This window comes from Brevundimonas diminuta 3F5N, assembly GCF_900163625.1.
Lineage (GTDB): Bacteria > Pseudomonadota > Alphaproteobacteria > Caulobacterales > Caulobacteraceae > Brevundimonas > Brevundimonas diminuta_A.
In genome coordinates this window covers 31,095-49,835 of sequence record NZ_FUIE01000084.1, presented here as the reverse complement: position 1 = coordinate 49,835, position 18,741 = coordinate 31,095, and the positions used below count along the sequence as shown (strand labels likewise).

At 68.1% G+C, this 18,741-nt stretch carries 17 protein-coding genes and 1 pseudogene; 6 read left to right on the top strand and 12 right to left on the bottom strand.

Annotated features, from left to right (window positions below; all coding sequences use genetic code 11):
- Nucleotides 1-7: 7 nt before the first annotated feature.
- Nucleotides 8-979 (bottom strand): cytochrome c oxidase subunit II, encoded by a 972-nt coding sequence (coxB, locus tag FM111_RS15040; protein ID WP_087141730.1) that lies wholly within the window; start codon nt 977-979, stop codon nt 8-10.
- A gap of 264 nt (nt 980-1,243) precedes the next feature.
- Here coxB and FM111_RS15035 point away from each other — a divergent pair.
- The 4 genes and pseudogenes from FM111_RS15035 to tldD all read left to right on the top strand — a co-directional run.
- A pseudogene (locus tag FM111_RS15035) lies at nt 1,244-1,555 on the top strand (PadR family transcriptional regulator); the annotation flags it as partial.
- 119 nt (nt 1,556-1,674) lie between these two features.
- Nucleotides 1,675-2,241 (top strand): DUF1700 domain-containing protein, encoded by a 567-nt coding sequence (locus FM111_RS15030; RefSeq protein WP_087141728.1) that lies wholly within the window; start codon nt 1,675-1,677, stop codon nt 2,239-2,241.
- Between the two features lie 24 nt (nt 2,242-2,265).
- A complete protein-coding gene (locus FM111_RS15025) occupies nt 2,266-3,045 on the top strand; it encodes a GIN domain-containing protein (protein WP_087141727.1) in 780 nt (259 codons plus the stop codon).
- 108 nt (nt 3,046-3,153) lie between these two features.
- Nucleotides 3,154-4,584 carry a metalloprotease TldD gene (gene tldD / locus FM111_RS15020; protein ID WP_087141726.1) on the top strand — a complete coding sequence of 477 codons (1,431 nt, stop codon included), beginning with the start codon at nt 3,154-3,156 and terminating at the stop codon, nt 4,582-4,584.
- Here the strand turns inward: tldD and mnmH are convergent.
- From mnmH to FM111_RS15005, 3 genes are read right to left on the bottom strand one after another with little or no spacing between them, the layout of a single operon-like run.
- Nucleotides 4,581-5,633, bottom strand: a complete 1,053-nt coding sequence (gene mnmH / locus FM111_RS15015) for a tRNA 2-selenouridine(34) synthase MnmH (RefSeq protein WP_256968356.1) — start codon at nt 5,631-5,633, stop codon at nt 4,581-4,583. The genes tldD and mnmH overlap by 4 nt on opposite strands.
- Nucleotides 5,633-6,688, bottom strand: coding sequence for a selenide, water dikinase SelD (selD, locus tag FM111_RS15010; protein ID WP_087141725.1), 1,056 nt, complete (start codon nt 6,686-6,688; stop codon nt 5,633-5,635). The genes mnmH and selD overlap by 1 nt, the downstream gene beginning before the upstream one ends.
- A 31-nt stretch (nt 6,689-6,719) precedes the next feature.
- On the bottom strand, nt 6,720-7,709 hold the full coding sequence (locus FM111_RS15005; protein WP_087141724.1) for a TraB/GumN family protein: 990 nt from the start codon (nt 7,707-7,709) through the stop codon (nt 6,720-6,722).
- A gap of 143 nt (nt 7,710-7,852) precedes the next feature.
- On the opposite strand from FM111_RS15005, the gene FM111_RS15000 reads away from it, so the two are divergent.
- Nucleotides 7,853-9,904 carry a TonB-dependent receptor plug domain-containing protein gene (locus FM111_RS15000; RefSeq protein ID WP_087141723.1) on the top strand — a complete coding sequence of 684 codons (2,052 nt, stop codon included), beginning with the start codon at nt 7,853-7,855 and terminating at the stop codon, nt 9,902-9,904.
- A gap of 142 nt (nt 9,905-10,046) precedes the next feature.
- Here the strand turns inward: FM111_RS15000 and FM111_RS14995 are convergent, their stop codons facing one another.
- Nucleotides 10,047-11,813, bottom strand: a complete 1,767-nt coding sequence (locus FM111_RS14995; RefSeq protein ID WP_143276141.1) for a peptide MFS transporter — start codon at nt 11,811-11,813, stop codon at nt 10,047-10,049.
- Nucleotides 11,814-12,015: 202 nt separating this feature from the next.
- Between FM111_RS14995 and FM111_RS14990 the strand changes: the two genes are divergently transcribed.
- Nucleotides 12,016-13,182, top strand: a complete 1,167-nt coding sequence (locus FM111_RS14990; RefSeq protein ID WP_087141721.1) for a hypothetical protein — start codon at nt 12,016-12,018, stop codon at nt 13,180-13,182.
- 24 nt (nt 13,183-13,206) lie between these two features.
- Here the strand turns inward: FM111_RS14990 and mscL are convergent, their stop codons facing one another.
- From mscL to aroA, 7 genes are all read right to left on the bottom strand, one after another.
- Complete coding sequence (gene mscL, locus FM111_RS14985) at nt 13,207-13,617, bottom strand: large-conductance mechanosensitive channel protein MscL (RefSeq protein WP_087141720.1); 411 nt, start codon at nt 13,615-13,617, stop codon at nt 13,207-13,209.
- A 27-nt stretch (nt 13,618-13,644) separates the two neighbouring features.
- Nucleotides 13,645-13,935, bottom strand: a complete 291-nt coding sequence (locus tag FM111_RS14980; RefSeq protein WP_087141719.1) for an integration host factor subunit beta — start codon at nt 13,933-13,935, stop codon at nt 13,645-13,647.
- Nucleotides 13,936-14,212: 277 nt separating this feature from the next.
- Nucleotides 14,213-15,910, bottom strand: a complete 1,698-nt coding sequence (gene rpsA, locus FM111_RS14975) for a 30S ribosomal protein S1 (protein ID WP_087141718.1) — start codon at nt 15,908-15,910, stop codon at nt 14,213-14,215.
- A 183-nt stretch (nt 15,911-16,093) separates the two neighbouring features.
- On the bottom strand, nt 16,094-16,744 hold the full coding sequence (cmk, locus tag FM111_RS14970; RefSeq protein ID WP_087141717.1) for a (d)CMP kinase: 651 nt from the start codon (nt 16,742-16,744) through the stop codon (nt 16,094-16,096).
- Between the two features lie 39 nt (nt 16,745-16,783).
- Nucleotides 16,784-17,041 carry a hypothetical protein gene (locus tag FM111_RS14965; protein ID WP_087141716.1) on the bottom strand — a complete coding sequence of 86 codons (258 nt, stop codon included), beginning with the start codon at nt 17,039-17,041 and terminating at the stop codon, nt 16,784-16,786.
- A gap of 29 nt (nt 17,042-17,070) precedes the next feature.
- The gene (locus FM111_RS14960) at nt 17,071-17,361 is read right to left on the bottom strand and encodes a hypothetical protein (protein WP_087141715.1); all 291 of its coding nucleotides are present in this window, start codon (nt 17,359-17,361) and stop codon (nt 17,071-17,073) included.
- Complete coding sequence (gene aroA, locus FM111_RS14955; RefSeq protein ID WP_256968355.1) at nt 17,354-18,691, bottom strand: 3-phosphoshikimate 1-carboxyvinyltransferase; 1,338 nt, start codon at nt 18,689-18,691, stop codon at nt 17,354-17,356. Before aroA ends, FM111_RS14960 begins: the two co-directional genes overlap by 8 nt.
- Nucleotides 18,692-18,741 lie beyond the last annotated feature (50 nt).

Genomic DNA, 18,741 nt, shown 5'->3' with positions numbered 1-18,741 from the left:
GTCTCTCTTACTGAGCGGCCGGCGCGGCGGGCGCGGCGGCGGTTGCGGGGGCCGCAGGCGCGGCGTCGGTCGGGGCGGCGGCGGCGTCAGCAGCCGGAGCGGCAGGCGCTTCGGCGGCGGCGGGCGCAGCCGCGGCAGCGGCGGCCGTTGCGTCATCGGCGGCCTTGGTCATGGAGCCGCCCTTGGAGGCGACCCAGGCGGCGAAGGCTTCCTGGCTCACCACCTTGACGTGGATCGGCATGAAGGCGTGGTCGACGCCGCACAGCTCGGAGCACTGGCCGTAGTAGTCGCCTTCCTTTTCGGCGCGGAACCAGGTCTCGTTCATGCGGCCCGGAACAGCGTCCACCTTGATGGCGAAGGCCGGCACGGCGACGGCGTGGATCACGTCCGAGGCGGTGATCAGCAGGCGGACGTTCTGACCGACCGGAACCACCATCGGCTCATCGGCGGCCAGGCGGTACAGATGCTTGGGCGCCTTGTCTTCCGGCAGCATGTTCGAGATGTACTCGGCCACGCCCTGGTCCGGATATTCATAGCCCCAGTTCCACTGGTTGCCGGTGATCTTCACCGTCACGTCCGAGTCCGGATAGTCGTGATAGGCGAACAGCAGGCGGAACGAAAACAGCGAGATGCCGACCAGGATCAGCACCGGCACCACGGTCCAGATGACCTCGATGACCGTGTTGTGGCTCCATTTGGCCGGGGTCGGGTTGGCGCGCTTGTTGTAGCGGATCGCGATCCACACCAGCAGCGCCAGCACCAGCACGCAGATCACGGTGATGACCGGCATCAGCACGACGTTGTGGAAGAAGTGAGCCTCGTGCGCCAGCGGCGCGGCCGCCGTCTGGAAACCGATGCCCGCCGGCTTCGGCTGGCCCAAAACATCCTGCGCCATAGCCGGCGCGGCGAAAATGGCGGCAAGGGCGGTCGCGGCGATACCGCCCCCCAACCGCGCCATGGCTCGCATGCCCATCCCCATTCGAGAAGTCCTCATAAACCGTTCTGCAGCAGACGTTTGCGAGCAATTCGCAAGCGTCGCCGGGCCCAGACGGACCTCGGCGTGTCATGGCCGGTCCTTATCGGCTCGAACCGCCCTTGCCAAGCGATCAAGCGCACCTATGGCGCCCTCTCGACAAAATGCGGTCGATTAAATCGCTGTCATGTTTCGATAGCTACCTTGCACGGCAAGATACCTTGCGATACCCCTTAAGCACCCTAGAGAGGGACGCCCAAGAGGGACGCAATGCCCGACACCATCGACATCCAACTGAAGAAAGGCGTGCTGGGGCTCTGCGTCCTGGCGCTGCTCGCCCGACGCGACAGCTACGCCTATGAGATCGCCAGCCGCCTGTCCGACGCCATCGGCATGGGGGAAGGCACCATCTATCCGCTGATGCGGCGGATGCAGACCGACGGCCTGGTCGAGACCTATCTGGTCGAATCATCCAGCGGCCCGTCGCGCAAATACTATCGCCTGACCGCCGCGGGCCGCCGCGCCCTGGACGGCCAGACCGGCGAGTGGCGGGCCTTCGCCCGCGCCGTCGAGGCCCTGATCGCGGGCGATGACGACGACAGCGTCATTGTCGCCGAGGCCCCGGCCGAAACGCCCGCCCTGCTCGATCAGAGCGCCCAAACCGAATCGACTGCCCAAGCTGAGGACAGGGGAGAGAAGCAATGAACCGCGCGGAATTCCTGGCGCGACTGCGACGCGGCCTGGTGGGCCTGCCCGCCGCCACCGCCAATGAGATCGTGGCCGACTATGAAGCCCACTTCGCCGACGGCGCCGCCGCCGGCCGCAGCGAGGCCGAGGTGGCCGAGGCCCTGGGCGACCCCGATCGCCTGTCCCGCGAACTGAAGGCCGAGGCCGGCGCCCAGCGCTGGCGTCAGGAGCCGTCGGCGTCGTCCGCCGCCGGGGCCGTATTCGGCATCCTGGGCCTGGGCGCGATCGACATCCTGATCCTGCTGCCCATCGCCCTGCCCGTCTTCGGCACGGTGCTGTCCCTGCTGCTGGGCGGCGTCGGCGTCTTCATCGCCGGCGGCTTCGTCATGGTGGCGGGCGCCTTCATGGGCCTGCCGGGCGGAGCGCTGGCCGCCGCGCTGTTGGGCGTCGGCCTGATGGGTCTGGGCATCTTCATGGTCGGAACCATGGCCCTGCTGACCAAGTGGCTGATCGACGCCACCGTCTGGTACGCCCGTCTGCACTACCGCGTCGTCAAACCCGCCCTGGAACCCCAGGCCTAAAGCCAGAGAGAGGAGAACACAGTCATGATCCGCAATCTGCTCATCATCTCCGGCGCGGGCCTGGTCCTAGCCATCGTCGGCATCTGCGGCGCCTTCGCCATCGGGGGCCGCGATCTGGCCCGCCACGACTGGACCTGGGTCATCACCGACGACGAGGCCGGCGACAGCGGCTTCACCGTCGAGCGCGGCCAGGTCTCGCCCGACACGACCCGCACGATCGAATGGACGGGCGGCGACCGCCTGGCCATCAACATCCCCGCTGACGTCGTTTACGACCAGCAGGCCGATACGCCGGGCATCACCGTCTCGGGCGCCCAGAGCGTGGTCGAGCGCGTCCGCTTCTCCAACGGCCGCCTGACGCTGGACGAGGCCCCGCGCGGCGACCGCAGCTATGTCCGCTGGACCCGCACCGGCATCCGCGGCTGGAGCGAGACCGACGCCCTGAAGATCATCATCAAGGCGCCCTCGGTGAAGGCTTTCGACCTATCGGGCCCGACCGAGCTGAAGATCCGCGGCTATGACCAGCCGTCGCTGGACCTGACGCTGACCGGCTCGTCCGACGTGCGGGTCCAGGGTCGCGCCGAAACCGTGACGGTCGACGTCTCCGGCGCCGGCGACGCCCGCATGGACGAACTGATCGTCGACGACGCCAAGGTCCGAGTCAGCGGCTCGGGCGAGGTCCGCGTCGGCCCCAGCGGCAAGGCCGAGGTCGACGTCTCGGGCAGCGGCGACGTCCGCCTGACCCGCCGCCCCGCCGAACTGCGCCAGTCGGTCAGCGGCTCCGGCGAGGTATCGCAGGACTGAGCCGCGTCTGAACGCGCCAAACGACATCGGCCCCCTTTCGCACCGCGGGAGGGGCCGATTGCTTTTGCAGACCGTGACGCCGGGCCGCGCAGCCCCTATCTAGCGTCCATGAGCACTGTCGCCTCCCCCTCCCCCATCCTCGACGCCGCGGGCGTAGCCCCCGACGAGGCCCTGTCGATCCTGCAGACCGCCCTGGCGGGCGCCGACGACGGGGAGCTGTTCCTCGAAAAGACCGAGAGCGAATCCCTGGTCTTCGACGACGGGCGGCTGAAGGGCGCCTCCTATGATGCGGTGGAGGGCTTCGGCCTGCGCGTGGTGGCGGGCGAGACCGCGGGCTACGCCCACGCCAATGAGATCTCCGCCGCCGCCATTCGCCGCGCCGCCGACAGCGCTGCGCTCGCCAAGCGCGGCTATGACGGAACGGCCGCCGAGGCGCCGCGCGCCACCAACCAGCGCCTCTATGATCCGGTCGATCCGCTGCTGGCCCCGGCCTTCTCGGACAAGATCGCCCTGCTGGCCGAGATCGACGCCTGGGCCCGCGCCCGCGATCCGCGCGTGGTGCAGGTCTCGGCCTCTCTGGTCGGCGAACGGCGCGCCATCGACATCCTGCGCGGCGACGGGCGGCTGCTGAGCGACCTGCGTCCGCTGGTCCGGCTGAACGTCTCCGTCACCGTCGAGAAGGACGGCAAGCGCGAGAGCGCCTCGTCCGGCGCGGGCGGCCGCGCGGGCTTTGAAGAATGGGTCGCGCCCGAACGCTGGCAGGCCCAGGTGGACGAGGCCCTGCGTCAGGCCCTGGTCAATCTGGAGGCCGTCGACTGCCCGGCGGGCGAGATGGATGTGGTGCTCGGCGCGGGCTGGCCTGGCGTCCTGCTGCACGAAGCGGTCGGCCACGGCTTCGAGGGCGACTTCCACCGCAAGGGCTCGTCGGTCTTCACCGGCATGATGGGCAAGCGGGTGGCCGCGCCGGGCGTGACGGTCGTGGACGACGGCTCCATCGCCGGGCGTCGCGGCTCACTGTCGTTCGACGATGAAGGCACCCCGACCTCGCGCACTGTGCTGATCGAAGACGGCATCATGGTCGGCCTGATGCACGACCGGCTGTCGGCGCGTCAGTTGGGCGCGAACGCCACCGGCAACGGCCGCCGCCAGTCCTTCGCCCACACGCCCATGCCGCGCATGACCAACACCTTCATGGAAGGCGGCAAGGACAGCCAAGCCGACATGATCGCCTCGACCAAGCGCGGCCTCTACGCCGCCAACTTCGGCGGCGGTCAGGTGGACATCACCAACGGCAAGTTCGTCTTCCAGTGCACCGAGGCCTATCTGATTGAGGACGGCAAGATCACTGCGCCTGTGCGCGGCGCCACCCTGATCGGCGACGGAGCCACCGCCCTGACACAGATCCAGATGATCGGCGACGACTTCGCCTTCGATCCCGGCGTCGGCACCTGCGGCAAGGCGGGGCAAGGCGTCCCCGTCGGCATCGGCCAGCCCAGCCTCAAGATCGGCGGCCTGACGGTGGGCGGCACGGCGGTTTAAAGCGCGGCCGCCCGCGTCGCCACAGCCTCAGCGGCGCGATCCAGATCGGCGTCGGCGCCGCCGTCCAACATGATCTCGCCCAGGTCGCGCGATCCGGCCGAGGCCCGGCGATAGGCCGGATCGTAGTGGTCGCGCATCAGGGTCGTCGCCAGAGCGCGCAGGTCGCCCGCCTGCGACAGCGCACGCCATTGCGCAACCTGCTCGCGGCTGTGGTGGCTGGGCATCCGCGCCAGAAGCGCATCGCGCACGGCCGCGTCATCGGTCGCCGCCTGATAATCACGCAGCACCCGCTCGACCCGCGCCTCGAACGGGGCCGACAGGCGTAAGGCGGGCGCCGCCTTCATCGCCGCCCACAGCGACGGCGGCACGGTCAGACGGCCGATGCGGCTGGCCTCGGCCTCGACCACCACGGGGCGGGTCAGGTCGAGGGCGGACAGGGCGGCGTAGAGACGGCTCTCGAACAGCTTCTGCGACGGCTGCTCCTCCTCGGTGCGCCCGAACAGGGAGCCGCGATGCGCCGCCAGCCCCTCCAGATCCAGGCTCTGGGCGCCGTGATCGGCCAGGCGGGCCAGCACCTCGGTCTTGCCGCTGCCGGTCAGGCCGTCCAGCAGGACCAGCTTCAACGCCGGGGCCGCCTTCAGGTCATGCAGGGCGGCGGCCACCGTCCGGCGCCAGGTCTGATAGCCGCCCTCCAGCCGTGTGACGGGCCAGCCGACCTGCTCCATCACCGTAGTCATGGCCGTCGACCGCTGCCCCCCGCGCCAGCAATAGACCAGCGGCTGGAAGCTTCCGTCGCGGGCGCCCAGCGCCCCTTCCAGATGCGCGGCGATGTTGCGCGCCACCAGGGCCGCGCCCAGGCGCCGGGCCAGGAATTTCGAGGTCTGGACGTAGAGGGTTCCCACCTCCGCGCGCTGGGCGTCGTCCAGCACCGGCAGGTTGATCGCACCGGGCAGATGATCCTCGGCGAACTCGCCCGGACTGCGCACGTCGATGACGGCGTCGTAGCGCGCCAGCGCCGCCAGCGAAACGTCCGCCGCCAGCCGCGCCATCAGCCGGCCGCCGTCACGATCACCGCCGGTTCGCCCTCGCGCACCCGGCCGACGCGGCGCGCCGAGGCGAAGCCCATGTCCTGAACCAGCGCCATCACGCCATCCGCCGCCTCGGGCGCGACGGCGATCAGCAGGCCGCCCGAGGTCTGGGGATCGGTCAGCAGGTCGCGCCGCCATTCCGGCAGCTCCGCATCCAGCGTCACCGCCTCCCCATAGGCCGCCCAGTTGCGCACCGAGGCGCCGGTCCGCACCCCGGCCTGGGCCAAGGCGGGCGATCCGTCCAGGAACACCGGCGCGTCAACGTCGATCTCGACCGCCAGACCCGCGCCGCGCGCCATCTCCAGCGCATGACCCAGCAGGCCGAAGCCGGTCACGTCGGTGACCGCATGGACGCCCTCCATCGCCGCCAGTTTCGGCCCCGGCGTATTCAACTTGGTGGTCGAGCCGATCAGCGCCTCATAGCCGCCCGCCTCCAACCGCCCCTGCTTATAGGCCGCGCTCAGCACGCCGACGCCCAGCGCCTTGGTCAGGATCAACACGTCGCCCGCGCGCGCGCCGCGATTGGTCAGCACCCGGTCGGGGTGCGTCAGACCCAGGGCGACCAGGCCGTAGATCGGCTCCAGGCTGTCGATCGAATGGCCGCCCGCCACAGGAACGCCCGCCTCGGCGCAGACGGCCGCGCCGCCTTCCAGCACCCGGCCGATGGTCTGCGGCGACAGCTTGCCGACCGGCATGCCGACGATGGCCAGGGCGAAGATCGGCGTCGCCCCCATGGCGTAGACATCCGACAGGGCGTTGGCCGCCGCGATCCGTCCGAAGTCGAACGGATCGTCCACCATCGGCATGAAGAAGTCGGTCGTCGCCACCAGGGCCTGCTGCTCGTTCAACCGCCAGACCGCCGCGTCGTCCGAGGTCTCGGTCCCCACCATCAGATCGGCGAAAACCGCCGTGCGCGGCGTCGAAGCCAGGATGGACTGCAGCACGTCAGGCGCGATCTTGCAGCCGCAGCCGCCGCCATGGGCCAAGGAAGTGAGTCTGGGTTCGATGTCGCTCATGTCCCCGGCGTCGGCCTTCGCACGCCGGGCGTCAACCGGCTTCGTGCGTGACGGGGGATGCGGCGCGCCATTCCGGACCGTCCACCTCGAAGCCCTGGGCCTCCAGCGTATCGAGCACGCCGCCCGGCTCGGCCAGACGACGCAAGGGCGCGACGGCCATGGTCAGGCCCGGCTGGGTCAGGGCTTCGGCGATGGCGTCGGTCCATTCCGTGCGCAGTTGCGGCCCGATCTGCGGATCGCCCCACGGCCAGCAGCGGTCCGCCGCCTGATCGACGGGCGAGGCCAGCACCTCGGCCACCCGCAGCCCGCGCCAGGCCTCGGCCCGCAGACGCACGGCGTCCGGTCCCAGTTCGGCCGCCGACAGAGCCGCGCGCAGGCATTCCCGGTGCGTCTCGGGCGGAGCGGAGATCAGGCTCTCGACCAGATCGGCGCCGCGCACCACGCCGATCGAGCGAATCGGCACGCGCGCCTTGCGGGCGGCGCGGCGCACGGCCTCGTCGGCGCCGACCGGCCGGGCGTCCTTCTCGCCCGCCTTGTCCTTGAACAGGTCGATGGCCAGCATCAACAGACTGTACCGCCGCCACTGATCGGTCTTTTCGTCCGCCATCACGGCCTCCAGCCGCGCCTGATCCTCGGGAGCGAGATAGTCGGCGGTCGTCGTGCCCTCGGGCAGCCAGCCGATGGTGCGGATGCGCCACATCAGGCGCAGGACGTCGGCGGGCGAGGCGCGGCCGCGCTGCGGAAACAGGATGCGATCGGCGCGGGCGGCGGCGTCTTCCAGCGCCTGGGCGCGCCATTCGAAATCGCGCGGCGCCTCCTCGATGGCGCCGACCAGGATCATCACCCCTTCGCCGTCACGCCGCACCGTCCACATGGGCGCGCCCGCCCGCCGCGCCGTGACGACCACCTCGTCCACGCGGGTCGCCGCCTCGCTCTGCCCCCGAGCGGCGAAGGTCGAGGAGGGAACCGCCGAAGCAATAAGAAGAGCGGCCAGAGCCACGGACAGAAGAGGAGCTTTCATGTCCTCACCCTAAAGCCTGAGAAATCCGCCGCACGTGACTATTCCGTAATGCTGTCAGCGATTTAATCCACCTGTCGGGCTTGTAACTGGAGATCAAGCCTCTACGCCGCCAAACCTCTGCCGACACCGAGGGAGAGGACGAGATGAACACCAAGAGCGCCCTGCTGGCGACCACCGCCCTGCTGCTGACCGCGGCCGCTCCGGCTGCGGCGCTCGCCGCCGATGCGTCCGCCGCGCCCGCCCGTCAGGCGGCTGTTCCTGGCGATCAGGCCGTGCTGGTCTTCACCCCCGACTTCTTCGCGGACGCCCGTCCCAACACCGCGCTGGACATGGTCAACCGGGTGCCGGGCTTCTCGGTCAACGACGGCGACGGGGCGCGCGGCTTCGAAGGCGCGGTCGGCAACGTCCTGATCAACGGCTCGCGCCCGGCGTCGAAGAACGACACCGGCTCCAACGTCCTGGGCCGCACCATCGCCAGCCAGGTCGAGCGTATCGAGCTGATCCGCGGCGGCGCGCCGGGCATCGAGATGCAGGGCTATTCGGTCGTCGCCAACGTCATCCTGAAGAACACCGTCAGCCGCGAGCACATCCTGACCGGCAACGCCTTCCTGTTCGAAGGCGGCCAGGACCTTTTCGGCGGCACCTATCAGTTCACCGAGCGCAAGGGCGACCGCACCTGGGGCGTGACGCTGAGCGACGGCATCTCCAACAGCGACTCCAACGGCGCGGGCCCCCTGCGTCGCGTCGGGCCGAATGGGGAGCTGTTGCGCGCCGAGGATTACTACAACGACGGTTACGGCGGCGGGAACTCGATCCGGGGCACCTACGCCGGCCCGCTGATGGGCGGCAAGATCGACCTGACGGCGCGCTACGGCATCAACGACTGGCACAACATCAACCGCCAGACGGCGCCGGACGTGCTGCGCGAAAGCCTGTCCGATGAGGACACCACGAGCGGCGAAGTCGGCGTCGTCTACACCCGCCCCTTGTCCAAGCGGCTGAAGCTGGAGACGCGCTTCATCCATGAGTTCGAAGAGTTCGACAACGTCGCCACCTCCCTGACGCGCGAACGTGGAACCGAGGAGCCGATCCAGCGCTTCGCCGCGACCGGCGATTCGTCCGAGACCATCCTGCGCGGCCTGCTGCGCTTCGAGCGGTCCGCCGCCCTGGAGTTCGAAGGCGGGGGCGAGATCGCCTACAACATGCTGGAGGTCGAGCAGGCCTATTCCATCGGCGGGGTGGACAAGCCCCTGCCCTCAGCCTCGGTCAAGGTCGAGGAAACGCGCGGCGAACTGTTCGGCAAGGCCACCTGGCGCATCAACCCCAAGTGGACGCTCGAGGGGGGGCTGCGGCTGGAATCCTCGACCATCAGCCAGTCGGGCGACGCCGAACAGGAGAAGAGCTTCTTCTACGCCAAGCCGCGCCTGCTGACGACCTGGACGCCGATGGCCGACACCCAGGTCCGCCTGCGCATCGAGCGGACGGTCGGCCAGCTGGACTTCGGCGACTTCGCCGCCTCGGCCGAGCTGGAGGACGAGAACGTCTTCGGCGGCAACGTCAATCTGCAGCCTGAACAGCGCTGGGTCAGCGAACTGACTTTCGAGAAGCGGTTCTGGGGCGAAGGCATCGTCAGCGTCGGCCTGCGTCACGACGAGATCACCGACGCCATCGACCTGATCCCGCTGGACGGCGGTCTGGCCGCCGTGGGCAATATCGGCGACGGCACGCTGGACCAGCTGGTGCTGAACGTCACCGTCCCGACCGACAAGCTGGGTCTCTCGGGCGGCAAGTTCGGCTTCAAGAACACCTGGAACCACACCGAGGTCACGGATCCCACGACCGGCGAGATCCGCCCCATCTCGGGCATCCGCGCCAGCCAGGCGACCATCACCTTCCAACAGGACATCACCAGCTGGAAGTTGCAGTGGGGCGGCGCCTGGATCCCCCTTCTGGGTCAGAAGGACTATCAACCGGACCAGATCTCGGGCTGGCGCGGCCACGACTATTACGAGCTGTGGGCCGAATATAAGCCGACGCCGACCCTGGCGATCCGGGGGCAGGTGAACCTCTGGGACGACTTCAACGTCGAGCGCACCATCTTCGGCGACCGTGAGAGCCGGCCGATCGCCTTCGTCGAAAACCGCTTCATCGACCCGCGCACCTTCTATCAGATCCGCCTGCGCAAGACCTTCTGAGCCACAAGAAGAGAACCCTCCGGTCGGCGTCTCGTCCCCCCAACGCGAGGCGGCGCCAGGCGGGCGATCCCGGACCAACTGAAAAGGGCGGCGCCTCCTGCGAGACGCCGCCCTTTCCTTGTGTCAGCAACCGATCAGGCGATCAGTGGATGCCCGCCATGCCCTTCTTGAGGATGGGCGACAGGGCCAGCAGCACCACGCCGACGCCGACGCCGGTCCAGCCGATGGTCCCGAAGATCGAGCCATAGGTCTGCAGCGCCAGTTCCGGGTTGGTGACGACGCCGGCCACGGTGTCCGTGGCGGTGGCGGCGGCGATCCAGCCGGCGACGATGTGGGCCACCGATGACGACAGGAACCACACGCCCATCATCAGGCCGACCACGCGCGCCACCGACAGCTTGGTGATCATCGACAGGCCGACCGGCGACAGACACAGCTCGCCGACGGTGTGGAAGGCGTAGGTCAGGAACAGGATCATCAACGGGACGCGGAACGACTCATTGAAGTTGTTCGCCGCCGCCCACGACAGCAGCAGGAAGCCCGCGCCGACCAGGACCAGGGCGACCGAGAACTTGACCGGGGTCGAGGGCTCGCGGTTGCGCTTGCCCAGCCAGACCCACAGGGCCGCCATGATCGGGCCGCCGATGACGATGATGCCGGGGTTGAACATCTGGGTGTAGCCGGCGTTGAACCAGCTCGGCATCTGGGTCGACTGGTCGGCGAACAGGGTCAGGGACGAACCCGCCTGCTCGAACAGGGCCCAGAACAGCACCGAAAAGAAGATCAGCACCTGGGCGACCAGCATCCGCGAACGCTCAGCGCCGTTCAGACGGAAGACGGTGTAGCCGACGACCGAAACGAAGGTGACCAGGGCGATCGGGATCAGGATGGTCTGAACGATCTCGTGACGCTGCATCAGCATCCAGATCGGGAAGACGGCGACGATGCCCGCAGTCCAGAAGAAGGCCTCGACCGGCACGCCGAAGATGGCGCGGCCCTTGAGCGGAACCGGCGGTCCGCCGCGACCTTCCAGCCACGGCGCGCCGATCAGGAAGGTCAACAGCCCCAACAGCATGCCGAAGCCCGCCAGACCGAAGCCGTAGGCCCAGCCGTAGGTGAAGCCCAGGTAGGAACAGGCGGCCGTGGCCAGCAGCGAACCCAGGTTGATGCCGACGTAGAAGATGGTGAAGCCGCCGTCGCGACGCGGGTCGTTCTGCTCATACAGAGCCCCCACCACGGTCGAGATGTTGGCCTTCAGGAAGCCCACGCCCATGATGATCAGCGACAGGGCCAGGAACAGGACCGGCTCGCCGAAGGCGGTGTCGCGCTTGGTCTCGACCTTGTAGCCGCTGGTCGGGGTGAAGGCGGGGAAGCCTTCGCCGGCCGCGGCGACCGCCGCAGCGTCGGCGGCCAGCGCCGCCGCCGGTTCGGCGCCGACCTTGGACACGCCTTCCGGGGTGATGGAGATCTGGACCCGCTCGTCGCCGTTGACGGCGAACATGGTGCGGTTCTGATCGCGGCCAACGACCTCGATCTGATAGGTGCGCTCGCCGATGGTCAGGCTTTCCTTACCGCCCGAGCCCTCGAAGGCCATGGTGAAGTGACCGGCCACCAGCAGTACGGCGCCGATGACCACGGCCTTGCGCGCGCCCAGGTATTTGTCGGCGATCATGCCGCCCAGCACCGGCATCAGATAAACGAGGGCGGCGTAGGCGGCGTAGATACCCTGCGCCTCGGCCGGTCCGAACAGGAAGTGCTGGGTCAGGTACATGACCAGCAGCGCCCGCATTCCGTAATAGGAGAAGCGTTCCCACATCTCCGTGAAGAACAGGATCACCAGCCCCCGCGGGTGACCCAAAAAGGTCTTGCGTGGCGCTTCGAGCGCGCCCCCTGCGTCCGTCGTGCTCAACGGCAAGCTCCATCTCTTGCGCCCCCGACGGGCGCGGAAGCGTGCAGAAACAGCACGGTCACGGATTGCAAACAAGCGTTAACGGCGAAATCCGGCCGTCAGGTCGTCGCACAAAGGCCAAATACTTCTCGCACAGAGAGCAATTATATCATTATACACTTTTTGCGAGAATACTCCTTGAGCCTGCACAAGGAGCCGCTCCATGCCGCTGCGACCGCTGAATGCGTCCGATCTGGAAGCCGTCAATCGGCTGCACCGCAGCGTCTGGTGGCCGGAACGCTCGATAGCGGGTTGGCGCTGGCTGATGGCCAATCCGGCGGCGCCCGAGATCGACGCCCCGCATGGCTGGGTGATCGACCACGGCGCGGGCGCTGAAGCCGTCATCGGCAACTTTATCCAGCGATTCTGGTGGAACGGCCGCGCCCTGCACGGCGCCACCGGCTATTCCATCGTCGTGCCTCCGGCGCAGCGGGGCCGCAGTCGCGCCCTGATCGACGCCTTCCTCGACCAGCCCGCCTGCTTCGCCCGGTACACGCTGAACGCCAACGCCCGCTCCAGCCCCCTCTACAGGCGACACGGCATGATCCCCTGGCCTCCCGACGCCCATGCGGTGAAGCTGTCCTGGATGATCGATCCGGCCGCCTGCCTCAGCGGGCGCGCCTTGCGCAGCGTGGTCGAGCACGCCCCGGCGATGGCGCAACTGCTGGGCGAGCAGCTGTCGCCCCTGCCCCGCCTGCTCAGCGGGCGCGGTCTGCGCCAGGCCGAGCGCCGCCTGCCTTCCACGGTGAGCCTGAACCCCGACCTGTCCGAGCAATCAGACTATGCGCGCTTCTGGCAGGCCCTGCTGGCCGAAGGACGCCTGACCGCCGACCGCAGCCCCTCGGTCATGCGATGGCGGCTGTCGGATCCGGATCTGACCGTGCCGCCGCTGACGCTGGCGTACAGGGAAGGCGGGCGCATCACGGGCTTCGCCGTCGCCATGCTGAACAAACAGACTCCGCTGGAGCCGCCCATCCTCGAAATCATCGATCTGATTGCGCTGGAGAATGACGGAACGGCCATTCAGACCCTGTGCGAGAGCCTGCGTCGCCTGGCGCCGGCCCTGGGCGCCGCCAAGATGCGATTGCAGGTCGCCTCATCCGAGCTTCAGCGCGCCTTGGGCCGGTTAGGGGAACGCGCGCGGCGCGAAGGCGGCTGGGGCCACTGCCATGTCGCTTTCGACGCAGGAATGCAGGACGCGGGCTGGCGGCCCACCCCCTATGACGGCGACTATTCGTTCTGTTTGCGGCCGCTGCCTACGCGGGCCAGCGCCGCCCTGCGGCTGGCGCCGGCGCCCGCACACCGTCAGGCGATGGAAGCGAGGGCCTGACACGGCCCTCGCAGCGAAGTCCCCTTAGGGACGCGCCTTCAGTTCATCGCGGATTTCAGCCAGCAGGGCTTCGGTCGGCGTCGGGCCGGCGGCTTCCGGCTCGGCCGGTTGCTCGCGGCGCATCTTGTTGATCGCCTTGACCGCCAGGAAGACCACGAAGGCCACGATCAGGAACTGGATCAGGGTGTTGATGAAGGCGCCGTACTGGATGGCCACCTTCTCGACCGCCTCGGTCGCCGGATTTTCGGGCACCAGGACCCATTCCAGCTTGGAGAAATCGACCTTGCCCAGCAGCAGGCCGATCGGCGGCATCACCACCTGATCCACCAGGCTGGTGACGATCTTGCCGAACGAAGCGCCGATGATGACGCCGACCGCCAGGTCGACGACGTTGCCGCGCGCGGCGAATTCCCGAAACTCGGTCAGCAGGCTCATGGGATCTTTCAGTCTTTCGATTAGAGGTCAGGCGTCGCCGGAAGCGTTCAAACGCTCGCGCAGTTCCTTGCCGCTCTTGAAAAAGGGCACGGCCTTGGCCGGGACTTCAACCGTCTCGCCGGTGCGGGGATTGCGTCCCGTCCGCGCCGGGCGGCTACGTACAGAGAAGGCGCCGAAACCGCGAAGCTCGACCCGTCCGCCGTCCGACAGGGTCTCTGTCATACAGCCCAGGATCACGTTCACGACCCGCTCCACCTCAGCATGGGTGAGATGCAGGTTCTCAGCCGCCAGTTTCTCGATCAGTTCAGACTTGATCATTCAGGCCCCCGCCTTGGCTTCACCGTCCGGGACGACACCCTAACCGTCTGTCGCCACAGGAAGAAAGAGACAAAACGTATCGTCGTGAAGGTTTCTTGCTTTCGACGCGGACAGGTTTCGCCGCGCAAGGGGCTCGCGGTGAGAGAAAAAGCCGACCTGCGCTGCGATCGATTCCCAGAACGGCTCGGGCCGAGCGCCGCCCACGGATGCGCCGCACAAAGAAAAAGGGCGGCCGGATCGCTCCGGCCGCCCCTGGTTTCCCGTTAGACGGAGAAACCTATTCCTTCGACGCGTTCTTCAGCGCGGCGCCCAGGATGTCGCCCAGCGAGGCGCCCGAGTCAGACGACCCGAACTGTTCGATGGCTTCCTGTTCGTCCTTCATCTCGAGAGCCTTGATCGAGATCGAGACGCGGCGCGTGGCCTTGTCGACGGCCGTGATCATGGCGTCGACGCGGTCGCCCACGGCGAAGCGCTCGGTGCGCTGCTCGTTGCGGTCGCGCGACAGGTCCGACTTGCGGACGAAGGCCGTGACCGGCGCGTCGTCTTCACCGAACTTCACCTCGATGCCGCCGGTTTCGATCGACGAAACGGTGACGGTGATCTGTTGACCACGCTTGTAGGTGTCGCCTTCCATCGGGTCGCCGCCAAGCTGCTTGACGCCCAGGGAGACGCGTTCCTTCTCGATGTCGACGTCCAGGACCTTGGCCTTGATCGTCTCACCCTTGCGGTAACGCTGGATGGCTTCTTCGCCCGACACGTTCCAGTCCAGGTCCGACAGGTGGACCATGCCGTCGATGTCGTTGTCCAGGCCGACGAACAGGCCGAACTCGGTGGCGTTCTTGACTTCGCCTTCGACGGTCGAACCGACCGGGTGAGCCTCCAGGAAGGCCTCCCACGGGTTGTTCTGAGCCTGCTTCAGGCCCAGCGAGATACGACGCTTGGCGCTGTCGACGTCCAGGACGATGACGTCCACTTCCTGCGAGGTGGAGACGATCTTGCCCGGGTGGACGTTCTTCTTGGTCCAGGACATTTCCGAAACGTGGACCAGGCCTTCGACGCCGGCTTCCAGCTCAACAAACGCACCGTAGTCGGTGATGTTGGTGACGCGGCCGGTGTACTTGGCGTTGACCGGGTATTTGGCTTCGACGCCGTCCCACGGATCCGACTGCAGCTGCTTCATGCCGAGGCTGATGCGCTGGGTGTCCGGGTTGATCTTGACGATCTGGACCTTGACGGTGTCGCCGACGGCCAGGACTTGCGACGGATGCGACACGCGCTTCCACGACATGTCCGTGACGTGCAGCAGGCCATCGATGCCGCCCAGGTCGACGAACGCGCCGTAGTCGGTGATGTTCTTGACGACGCCTTCGCGGACTTCACCCTCTTGCAGCTGGCCGACCAGCTCCGTGCGCTGTTCGGCGCGGGCTTCTTCCAGGATGGCGCGACGCGAGACGACGATGTTGCCGCGCGGACGGTCCATCTTCAGGATGGCGAAGGGCTGTTCCTTGCCCATCAGCGGGCCGACGTCGCGCACCGGGCGGATGTCGACTTGCGAGCCGGGCAGGAAGGCCGAGGCGCCGCCCAGGTCGACGGTGAAGCCGCCCTTGACGCGACCGACGATGGCGCCGTTGACCGGGTGGCCTTCGGCGAACACGGCTTCCAGACGGGTCCAGGCTTCTTCGCGGCGAGCCTTGTCGCGGCTGATGACGGCTTCGCCCAGGGCGTTCTCGACGCGCTCCAGGTAGACTTCGACGTTGTCGCCGACCTTGGGCAGGACAGCGCCTTCGCCCTGACCGAACTCGCGCATGGCGATGCGGCCTTCGGTCTTCAGACCGACGTCGATGATGACGATGTCTTTTTCAATGCCGACGACGCGGCCGTGAACGACCTGGCCTTCGCCGAGGTCGCGGCCTTGCAGCTGTTCGTCGAGCAGGGCGGCGAAATCGTCGCGGGTGGGGTTGAGGGTTTCAGTCATGGAAACTCTTGGGGTTGATGAAAAGGGAACGCGCACGGCCGAGCGGACGCGCGCGAAAGGGTGAAGAAGAGGAAGTCAGGTCGTCACGAGACGAGGCCAGGCGCGCGGGAAAGCGCACATACGTAAAAGCCAGAACGCCCGCGGCCGTCGAGGAGATCGGAGCGTTGGATTCGCCCGGCGGGATCAGATCCCGGCCCTGGCTCGCGCCGCCTCGACGATACGGCGGGCCGCATCGAAGGCGGCCTCTATACCCAGATCGGTCGTATCCAGCAAGACGGCGTCGTCCGCCTGCACCATCGGGGCGTCGTCACGACCGGCGTCGCGAGCGTCGCGGCGACGGATATCCTCCAGCATGTCCTCGAAGGCGATGACCTCGCCGCGCGCGGTCAGCTGCTTCCAGCGGCGCTCGGCGCGCACTTCGGGGCTGGCGGCGATATAGAGCTTGGCCGGGGCGTCCGGCGCGATCACCGTGCCGATGTCGCGTCCGTCCAGCACCGCCCCGCCCGCCTGGGCGGCGAAGTCCTGCTGCAGCTTCAACAGCGCCGCGCGCACGCCCGGATGGCTGGCGACGCGACTGGCCGCCTCGCCCGCGCCGCGATCGGTCAGACGCGGGTCATCGCTCAGAGCAGCCAGATCCAGCGCCCGCGCCGCCTCGGCCGCTGCTTCCGCGTCGCCCAGGTCGCCGCCCGCATCCAGCACCGCCAGCCCCACGGCGCGATACAGCAGGCCGGTGTCCAGATACGGCAGGCCGTAGTGAGCGGCCAGGCGCGCGGCGATGGTGCCCTTGCCGGACGCGGCGGGGCCGTCGACGGCGATGACCAGGTTCTTGTTCAAATCAGGATTCCTTCACAGCGCTGCCGCGCCCCGTGCTTCTCACGGCTTCGGCTTCAGGACGCAAGCGACCCAGAAGCATCCGAGCCCGAAAACCAGCAGAACCGCGCTCGACGCCAGCATGATTCCTATACGGCGCCAGAACAGATGGGTCGCAACCACCTCCGACAGGTTCAGGGCGGCGTGGCCGTCCATGCGGCCGTCGGCGAGATCCAGCATGCCTTCGGCGAAAAAGCCGAGCGCGAACAACAGGAAGCTCGCGGCCAGAACCAGCAGACCAGCGCCGAACGCCTTGAACACGACATGCCGCGGGAGAGAAGGCCGCACTGTCATCGCCGCGCGCCCCGCTTCCGCATTTCCTGAAAGGCCAACGCCAGGCAGAAGACAGCGAAACCGCCGCCCGCCAGAACCGAGAGCCCGTAGAAGCCGTTCAACGCCCAGAAGACAAGCGGCCTGTCGCTGAGCGCCACGTCCGGCCCCTTGCCGTGGCGCAGCAGCCCCGTCTCAAGCGCACGCCAAATCTCCGACCCGCCCTTATAGCTGCACCAGCCGACGAAGACGGCGATGAGCATCAACTGGACGCCGGACCAGAAGCCTGACTTCCGGGCGATTTCAGTCACGGTTCGTCTGAATGTCCGCCCCCAGTCCGTTCATCAGTTCGACGAACCCGGGGAAGCTGGTGGCGATCATCTCGGGGTCGCGGACCGAGACAGGCTGTTCGGCGGCCAGACCCAGCACCAGATGGCTCATGGCGATGCGGTGATCGTGGGCGGTGTCGACGGTCGCGCCGCCCTTCACGCGCCCTCCCGTGACGATGAAGCCCTCCAGCTCCTCCTCGACCTGGACGCCGCAGGCCGTCAGGCCCGCCGCCATCAGGGCGATGCGGTCGCTTTCCTTGACGCGCATCTCACCGATGCCGCGCATGACGGTCTCGCCCTCAGCAAAGGCGGCGGTCACGGCCAGGATCGGGTATTCGTCGATCATGGAGGCGGCGCGATCTTCCGGGACCACGATGCCCTTCAACGCCGAATGACGGGCGGTGATGTCGCCGACCTCCTCGCCGCCGGCCATGCGGCGGTTGGCGATGGTCAGGTCCGCACCCATGTCGATCCAGGTCTGGAACAGGCCGGTGCGCAGGGGATTGAGCATCACCCCTTCGACCGTCACCTCGGAGCCCGGAACCACCAGGGCCGCCGCCAGGGGGAAGGCCGCCGAGGACGGATCGCCCGGCACGGCGACGTGCGTTCCCTTCAGCGTCTGACCGCCCGGCAGACGGATGCGCCATCCGGCGCCCTCCTCGCTCACCTCAATCTCAATACCGAAGGCGCGCAGCATCCGTTCGGTGTGGTCGCGGCTCTTTTCCGGCTCGACCACGACGGTTTCGCCCGCCGCGTTCAGCCCGGCCAGCAGGATCGCCGACTTGATCTGGGCCGAGGCCACGCTCTGAACGAAGGTCACGCCCTTCAGCCCGCCGCCGTGCAGGGTCAGAGGCACCCGGTCCTCGGCCGCGTTCCAGTCAAAGCGCGCGCCCATGTCGGCCAGCGGCCCGGTGACGCGCTTCATCGGCCGTTTGCGCAGGGAGGCGTCGCCGTCGAACGTCGCCGTCAGATCATAGCCCGCGACCGCGCCCATCAGCAGGCGCACGCCCGTCCCGGCGTTGCCGCAGTCGATGACGGTCGCGGGCGAGCGCAACGGCCCGCGCCCCTCGACCCGCCAGCGCCCCTCGCCGATCCGCTCGACCGAGGCGCCCAGCGCCTGCATGGCGCGGCCGGTGGCCAGGATGTCGTCGCCTTCCAGAAGGCCTTCGATTTCCGTGACGCCCTCGGCCATGCCGCCGAAGATCAGAGCCCGGTGCGACATCGACTTGTCGCCGGGCGCGCGAACCACGCCCCGAAGGCCGGAGTCGAGGTCGAAAACGCCGGACGCGGTGAAGGTCTGGGGAGTGCTCACCCTGATGCAGGCTCCGAATGTCAGGAAAGCCGCGCAGGCGCGGAAAAGAA

Bases quoted from the DNA above. Each gene is read 5' to 3' on its own strand.
- coxB (WP_087141730.1), bottom strand. From the start codon at position 979: ATGGGGATGGGCATGCGAGCCATGGCGCGGTTGGGGGGCGGTATCGCC.
- tldD (WP_087141726.1), top strand. From the start codon at position 3,154: ATGAGCACTGTCGCCTCCCCCTCCCCCATCCTCGACGCCGCGGGCGTA.
- FM111_RS14990 (WP_087141721.1), top strand. From the start codon at position 12,016: ATGCCGCTGCGACCGCTGAATGCGTCCGATCTGGAAGCCGTCAATCGG.
- FM111_RS15000 (WP_087141723.1), top strand. From the start codon at position 7,853: ATGAACACCAAGAGCGCCCTGCTGGCGACCACCGCCCTGCTGCTGACC.
- mscL (WP_087141720.1), bottom strand. From the start codon at position 13,617: ATGAGCCTGCTGACCGAGTTTCGGGAATTCGCCGCGCGCGGCAACGTC.
- FM111_RS14980 (WP_087141719.1), bottom strand. From the start codon at position 13,935: ATGATCAAGTCTGAACTGATCGAGAAACTGGCGGCTGAGAACCTGCAT.
- FM111_RS15030 (WP_087141728.1), top strand. From the start codon at position 1,675: ATGAACCGCGCGGAATTCCTGGCGCGACTGCGACGCGGCCTGGTGGGC.
- selD (WP_087141725.1), bottom strand. From the start codon at position 6,688: ATGAGCGACATCGAACCCAGACTCACTTCCTTGGCCCATGGCGGCGGC.
- mnmH (WP_256968356.1), bottom strand. From the start codon at position 5,633: ATGGCGCGGCTGGCGGCGGACGTTTCGCTGGCGGCGCTGGCGCGCTAC.
- FM111_RS15005 (WP_087141724.1), bottom strand. From the start codon at position 7,709: ATGAAAGCTCCTCTTCTGTCCGTGGCTCTGGCCGCTCTTCTTATTGCT.
- FM111_RS15025 (WP_087141727.1), top strand. From the start codon at position 2,266: ATGATCCGCAATCTGCTCATCATCTCCGGCGCGGGCCTGGTCCTAGCC.
- rpsA (WP_087141718.1), bottom strand. From the start codon at position 15,910: ATGACTGAAACCCTCAACCCCACCCGCGACGATTTCGCCGCCCTGCTC.